This window comes from Microbispora rosea, from assembly GCF_044460045.1.
In the GTDB taxonomy this organism is placed as follows: Bacteria; Actinomycetota; Actinomycetes; order Streptosporangiales; family Streptosporangiaceae; genus Microbispora; species Microbispora rosea.
The window spans coordinates 1-6741 of record NZ_JBITJO010000024.1; the positions used below are offsets into that span (position 1 = coordinate 1).

The window sequence follows — 6741 nt, forward strand, 5'->3', positions numbered from 1 at the left end:
CGGCTGCACGGCGCACCCGAGGCCCTCGCCTACATCCGCTCGCTGAACGCCATCACCCCACCGGACGCCGCCTTCGACGCCGCCTTCTCCTCCGAATGACCCCTACCGCCGGGTGGCGGCCACACGGTGGCCGCCACCCGGCGGAGCAGACCCACCCTCAGCAGCACCCGCACCATCCCGGCTGACCTGGCCGGGGAGAGGAGACAGATGAGAACCGGAGTATGGCTGATCGGAGCACGAGGGTCGGTCGCCGTCACCAGCATGCTCGGGGCCTCTGCGGTGCGAGCGGGCATGGCCGAACCGATCGGATGCGTCCTGGAGTCGCCCGAGCTGCACAGCGACGCCCTCCCCGCCATAGGGGAGCTGGTCTTCGGCGGCCACGACATCTCCTTAGTCCCCCTGGTCAAGAAGGCCGCCGCGCTGGGCGAGGCGGGAATCGTCCCGGCTCGGCTCGCCGTCGCCGTGCAGGACGCGCTGCTCGAGATCGAGCAGGACGTGCGGCCCCTGCCGGACCACGGCACCCAAGCCGAGGTCGCGGACGCCATCGGCGCCGACCTGGACCGCTTCCGCCGGCGGCACGACCTGGACCACGTCGTCGTGATCAACGTCTCGACCACGGAACCCGCGCCGCCGCCACATCCCGCCCACGCCGATCTCGACGCGCTGCACGCCGCGCTGGACGGGCCGGAGCCCGTCCTGCCGCCCAGCGCCCTGGCCGCCTACGCCGCCCTGCGCGCCGGCTGCCCGTACGTCGACTTCACGCCGTCGACCGGCGCCCGCCTGCCCGCCCTCGACGCACTGGCCCGCGCGCAGGGGCTCCCGTACGCGGGCCACGACGGCAAGACCGGGGAGACCCTGGTCAAGTCGGTGCTCGCCCCGATGTTCAGGATGCGCAACATGAAGGTGCGCGCCTGGTCCGGCACCAACCTGCTGGGCGGTGGCGACGGCGCGAACCTCGCCGAGCCGGCGGCCAACGCGGCCAAGTCCGCCAGCAAACAGCGCGTGCTGCGCGAGACGCTCGGTTACATCCCGCAGGGGGAGACCCGGATCGACTTCGTCGAGGACCTCGACGACTTCAAGACCGCGTGGGACCTGATCTCCTTCGAGGGCTTCCTCGGCACCCGCATGCGGATGGAGTTCACCTGGCACGGCTGCGACTCGGCGCTGGCCGCGCCGCTGGTCCTGGACCTCGCGCGGCTGACGGCCGCCGCCCACCGGGCGGGGCGCACGGGTCCGCTCACCGAACTGGCCTTCTTCTTCAAGGACCCCCTCGGAGAGGTGCCCCACGCGCTGTCCGAGCAGTGGCAGGTGCTGCGCGCCGCCGTGGAGGCGCTCGGATGACCCCGGCCGCCGCCCCGGACCTCCGCGTCCGGGGCGGCGGCCGAGTTCGCGTGCGAACCCACGCGTCCCGACGGCCGGGTCAGGCCACGGTGCAGGGCACGCCGTTGAGGGTGAAGGCGGTCGGCTTGGCCGTGTTGCCGGTGTGGGTGGCCTGGAAACCGATGTCGACGGTGGCGCCGGGGGCGATCGTTCCGTTGTAGCTGACGTTGCGGGCGCTCACCTGGCCGCTGGAGGGCGAGTAGGTGGCGTTCCAGCCCGACGTGATGGACTGGCCGGAGGGCAGGGTGAAGCTCAGCGTCCAGCCGTCGATCGTCGAGGTTCCGGTGTTGGTGATGCTGATGGCGGCGGTGAAGCCGCCGTCCCAGGAGTTCATCGTGTAGGCGACCCGGGGCCCGGTCCCGGTGCCGCCGCTGGGTGAGGCGCTGGGCGACGGGCTGGGTGATGGCGTCGGCGACAGGACGGGCGACGGGGAGGGCGAGGAGCCGCCGCTCAGGCTGGTCACGAAGGTCGTCATGCTGCGCGCGGGAAGCGTGACGGTGAGGGACCCGTTCGACATGGTGGTCGCCGCCTGGGGGGCGACGTTCCTGCTCCCGTCGGTCAGCCAGGACGAGACGGAGGCCGAGCCGGCATTCGCCACGGTGAACTGCTGGCTCACCCCGGAGGTCCCCTTGTTGATGGCGACGATGACGACGGTGTCACCGTTCCGGTACGCCGAGACGTAGACGTTCGACGCGGGGTTCGCCGTCGCGTCGATCCGCACGTACCCGGGGCGGACGAACCTGGCGAACTGCGCCATGATCGCGCCACGCTTGCTGAGCTGGCCGTCCTCCCGCATGGGGCCGTAGCTACGCCGGATGTACCACCAGACGTACGCCTGGAACTCGGCCTCCACCATGGCGCGGTGCATGTGCTCGCCCACGTCGAGCGCCTGCGGCCAGGTGTCCGCCGAGTCGGTGCTGTTGGGGTAGTAGACCTCGGTCATCCAGAGGTCCTTGCCCGCGCCCTTCTGCTTGAAGAGCGGGTAGGGGAAGTTCGAGTACGACGTGCCGTAGAGGTGCGCCCCGATGATGTCCACGTTGGCGAGTGCCGTGGAGTCGTTGAGGATCGGGTCCGACATGCTCTTGACGTACTGGAAGGACTCGGGCGCGATGACCCGGGTGTTGATCGAGCCGGCGTTCTCCCGCAGGAATTTGACCATTTCGGTGGACGTCCACCACGTCCAGTCGTGCGCGTAATCGGGCTCGTTCTGCACGGATATCGCGTACAGGTTCACCCCGTTGTTCCGCATGTACGTGCTGAAGGAGTTCAGATGCTGGGCGTACGCGGCGTACTGGTCGTACCTGAGGCGTTTCGCATTCGTCTGGCCGTTGCGGTTGAAGGTCTCGATCATGCTGGCCGGGGGATTCCACGGCGAGGCGAAGACGGTCACTCCGAGCTCGGCCGCGCGCTTCGCCGTCGCCAGGTCGCGGCCGAAGTCCGCCTGGCTCTCGCCGACGGGGATCCGCAGGATGGAGAACCCCAGCCTGCCCTCGCCGGTGCCGAACGCCGTCTCCCGCTGGGCGGCCGTCAGGTCGCCGATCCAGGCCGCATGGGCCATGCCGCCGAAGCCCCGGATGGTCTGCCGCTGCGCCGACGGATTGATGGTCGCGGTCGCCGCCGCGGCCTCCGTGGCCCCCAGGACCGACGTCGCGGCCGTGATGACCGGCAGCGCTCCCATCGTCGTCAGGACGGATCTCCGGCTCAGCAATCTCCGCTCGCCGCTCACGGGATCGTTCTGATCGTGCGTCATCTCTCTCCTCTTGGCTGTCGGCGCCGATCCGCGCCTTCGCGTAGTGGTCGCTCACGGGGGAGCGGTCGCTCTGGGGCCGGAAACCGCACACCGTTCGGGGCCGCCAGGACTTGGTGCGTCGAGTCCGGCGACGGTGTCACGGGTGGGATGGTTGTACGAGCGGAACGACGTCAAGGCCGCGCCGGCGAGTCCAACGCCCCACGCCGGGGCGGCCACGTTGCGGCCGCCCCGGCGTGGGGTGGTGTCACACTCGATTCCACTTCTGGTTGTTCTGACCGTTGCACGTCCAGATCTGCACCTTGGTGCCGTTGGCGGTGCCGTTGCCGGACACGTCCAGGCACTTGTTCGCACCGACCGCGGTGATGGAGCCGTCGGAGTTGAGGCGCCACTTCTGGTTGTTCTGGCCGTTGCAGTCCCAGATGATCACGGTGCTGCCGTCGGCCGTGGCGCCACCGTTCACGTCGAGGCACTTGTTGCCGTAGACCCGCAGCTCACTGGCACTTGTCTGCGTCCACTGCTGGTTGCTCTGCCCGTTGCAGTCCCAGATCTCCACCTGGGCGCCGTTGGCCTGGGAGGCTTCGGTGACGTCCAGGCACCGGCCCGATCCCACGCCCTTGATGGCGGTCCCGTTTCCGGTGGGCGGGGGAGAACTGGACGTCCCGCCGTTGAGGGCGTCGAGGACGGCGGTGTAGGCCTGCTTCTTGTTGAAGTTGCCGTCGAACAGCAGCGGGGTGTCGCCGCTGCGCCAGGAGTACTTGTCGGTGATGCCCCACACCGTGATGCCGGTGCAGCGGGACACGGCCATGCAGGCCTGGGTGACGCGGCGGTAGGCGTCGGCCTGGGTGGAGCCGGAGCCGCCGACGTCGAGCTCGGTGATCTGGACGTCGACGCCGAGGGCGGCGAACTGGGCGATGTTCTGCTGGTAGTTGGACGGCGGGTTGCCGAAGTGGGACTGCAGTCCGACGCAGTCGATGGGCACGCCGCGGGCCTTGAAGTCCTTGACCATGTTGTAGACGCCGCGGGTCTTGTTCGCGTTGGCGTCGTCGATGTTGTAGTCGTTGTAGCACAGCTTGACGTTGGGGTCGGCGGCGCGTGCGGCGCGGAAGGCCTCCTCGATGAAGCCGTTGCCGAGTTTCTGGGTGAACACCGAGCTGCGCAGGCTGCCGACGGCGCCGCCGTCGGCGAAGGCCTCGTTGACCACGTCCCAGGCGTAGACCTTGCCCTTGTAATGATTCATGACCTGGGTGATGTGGCTGGTCATCGCCGAGCGCAGGTCGCTGGCCGACATGTTGGTGTTGACGTAGCTGGGCAGCTGGGCGTGCCAGACGAGGGTGTGGCCGCGGACCTTCATGCCCTTGCTCAGGGCGTGGTTGACGATCTGGTCGGCGGGCCCCCAGTTGAACGAGCCGCGGGAGGGCTCGATCGGACCCCATTTCATCTCGTTTTCCGCGGTGACCGAGTTGAACTCCCGGTCCCAGGTGGCCACGTAGGTCGAGTCGTTCAGGTGCCCGGCCGCGATCGCGGTGCCGAAGTAGCGGCCGCTTTGGGCGGCGGCCGCGCCCAGAGTGCCGGCGGCCGCGCCGGCCGGGAGGGATGTCGAAAGTGCGGTCACGGTGCCGAGTACGCCGAGGGCGCCGGCGATCAGCAGCCGGCGGGTGCCGGCGTGCCTTCGCCGTCCTCCGTCGGCAGGTGGGGAAATTTCGCCCATGCCTGAGCCTCCACTGCGGAATCGATGAGGGAACGCGGACAGACGCCGCGGGAACACCACGCGATCGGTCGTCGCGCCGTTAACTGCGGCCCCTGCCGTGCACCACCGACCCCGGCAGGAGGAGCCGCCTCGGGGAGTCAGTCTGGAAATCAACCCGAAACGTGTCAAGTGTGTTGCTTGTAAGTTTCGCCGCCCTTCCCCGGCTCATGCTTCGTCCGACCTGCTAGACGTTGAGAAATGTCGTTCGTAAAGTTTCTGACTTCCTTCACGACGACGCCGGATGATGCGGGCCGCGATGAAAGTTTCCTCTCGGCCGAACTCCGGGCGGTGTTCTCGCGTCGACGGAGGAGCAGGTGAGCCGCATCCCGTCGGCGAGGGCCCGGGCGGCGAGGGGCGCGACGGGTTGACGCGGATTATGGCGTCATGTTTGATCCGCTACACCACCGCGTACAGGCCGCCGATGGGAGAGGAGCACTGGTTCGCGAATTTGTTAGCGCTAACATTGCCCGCGCAGACCCGAGCACGTGACCTTCCTGGCCGGTACGCGCTGTCGGCGTCATCCGTGAGCGGCAGGAGGCTGCCGAAGGGTTCACGAGCCGGCCGGTGCTCCCGGCGCCGCGTGTCCCGGTGTTGCGTGTCCCAGCGCCACGAGCCACAGCGCCGCGAGTTTCGGCGGCGCGAGTCCCGGCGACGCGTTCGAGGCGGAAGACGCCCCCGAGCGGTCTGCCTCGCGCCGCGCGCCGGGGGACGACCGCTGCCCGCTCGTCGCCGGATCGGGACGGGCGACCTGCGGTGTCTCCGGTCGTGGGCGTCGGCCCCCGTCGCGATGTCGTGGGCGCCGCCGGCGGGCGGTGCACGCCGTGCGCCGGAGCGGACGACCTGGCCGTCCCGGTGGCGTGTGCACCGTGGTTGTGACCCCCCGTAGACGACATCAGCCACGGTGAGACGGCCCGCACCGACGCCGACCAGACCGAGCGCCGCCCGGCGACGATTCGGCGCCTCCACCGTGGCCGCACTCCGGCTCGGCGGGGCGACCACATCAGCCTGTCCCGACGGCCGGCCTGCCGGCCCTCTCGACTTCCCCCCGCGGGGCACGCCCTCGTGCCCCCTGTGCCGGCGTGAGTCCACCTGGCACACCACGGATGTCCGCACCCTCAGCCGTGTCTCCGCTCTTCAAAGGAGAGAAGATGCACCAACCCCCCGTCCGCGCGACGAGTGGCCGGCGACGTAGGCCAGCCACCGTCTTCGCATGCCTTCTGGCGGCGCTCGCGACCGTTCTCGCATCCGCCGTCACCTGGGTGGCGCCGGCCTCGGCGGCGACCGTCGACACCAACACCTGGTATGTCCTGGTCAACCGCAACAGCGGCAAGGCCCTCGACGTCTACAACTTCTCCACCGCCGACGGCGGAGCGCTCGTGCAGTGGAGTCGCAGCAACGGGAACAACCAGCAGTGGCGGTTCGTCGACTCCGGCGGCGGCTACTACCGCATCCAGTCGCGTCACTCGGGCAAGGTGCTCGACGTGGCCAACCTCTCCACGGCCGACGCCGCCGACATCGTGCAGTGGAGCGACCACAACGGCACCAACCAGCAGTTCCAGCTCGCGGACTCGTCCGGCGGCTACGTCCGGCTGATCAACCGCAACAGCGGCAAGGCCGTCGAGGTCCAGAACGCCTCCACCGCGGACGGCGGCAAGATCGTGCAGTACTCCGACTGGGGCGGCACCAACCAGCAGTGGCAACTCGTCCCCGTCGGGAGCGTCTCCGATCCCTCGCCGTCACCTTCGGCCTCGCCCTCTGTTTCGCCGTCTCCGTCGGCGAGTCCGTCGAACGGGCCGTGGCCGCCGTCGTCGTCCTATTCCAACCCGGTGTTGTGGGAGGACCTGGCCGACATCGACGTCTTCCG

The 6741-nt window shown here is 69.5% G+C and carries 4 protein-coding genes; 2 read left to right on the forward strand and 2 right to left on the reverse strand.

What is annotated here, in order from left to right:
• Nucleotides 1-207 precede the first annotated feature (207 nt).
• The gene (locus tag ACIBK1_RS40525; protein WP_030512593.1) at nucleotides 208-1341 is read left to right on the forward strand and encodes an inositol-3-phosphate synthase; all 1134 of its coding nucleotides are present in this window, start codon (nucleotides 208-210) and stop codon (nucleotides 1339-1341) included.
• A gap of 79 nt (nucleotides 1342-1420) precedes the next feature.
• Here ACIBK1_RS40525 and ACIBK1_RS40530 read toward each other — a convergent pair whose 3' ends face one another.
• Both ACIBK1_RS40530 and ACIBK1_RS40535 read right to left on the reverse strand, forming a co-directional pair.
• Nucleotides 1421-3130: a cellulose binding domain-containing protein gene (locus ACIBK1_RS40530; protein ID WP_363537761.1), complete on the reverse strand. Its 1710-nt coding sequence runs from the start codon at nucleotides 3128-3130 to the stop codon at nucleotides 1421-1423.
• Nucleotides 3131-3374: 244 nt separating this feature from the next.
• Nucleotides 3375-4838, reverse strand: coding sequence for an endo-1,4-beta-xylanase (locus ACIBK1_RS40535; protein WP_396740948.1), 1464 nt, complete (start codon nucleotides 4836-4838; stop codon nucleotides 3375-3377).
• Between the two features lie 1187 nt (nucleotides 4839-6025).
• Here ACIBK1_RS40535 and ACIBK1_RS40540 point away from each other — a divergent pair.
• A partial coding sequence (locus tag ACIBK1_RS40540) for an RICIN domain-containing protein (RefSeq protein WP_197043015.1) occupies nucleotides 6026-6741 on the forward strand: 716 nt, incomplete at its 3' end.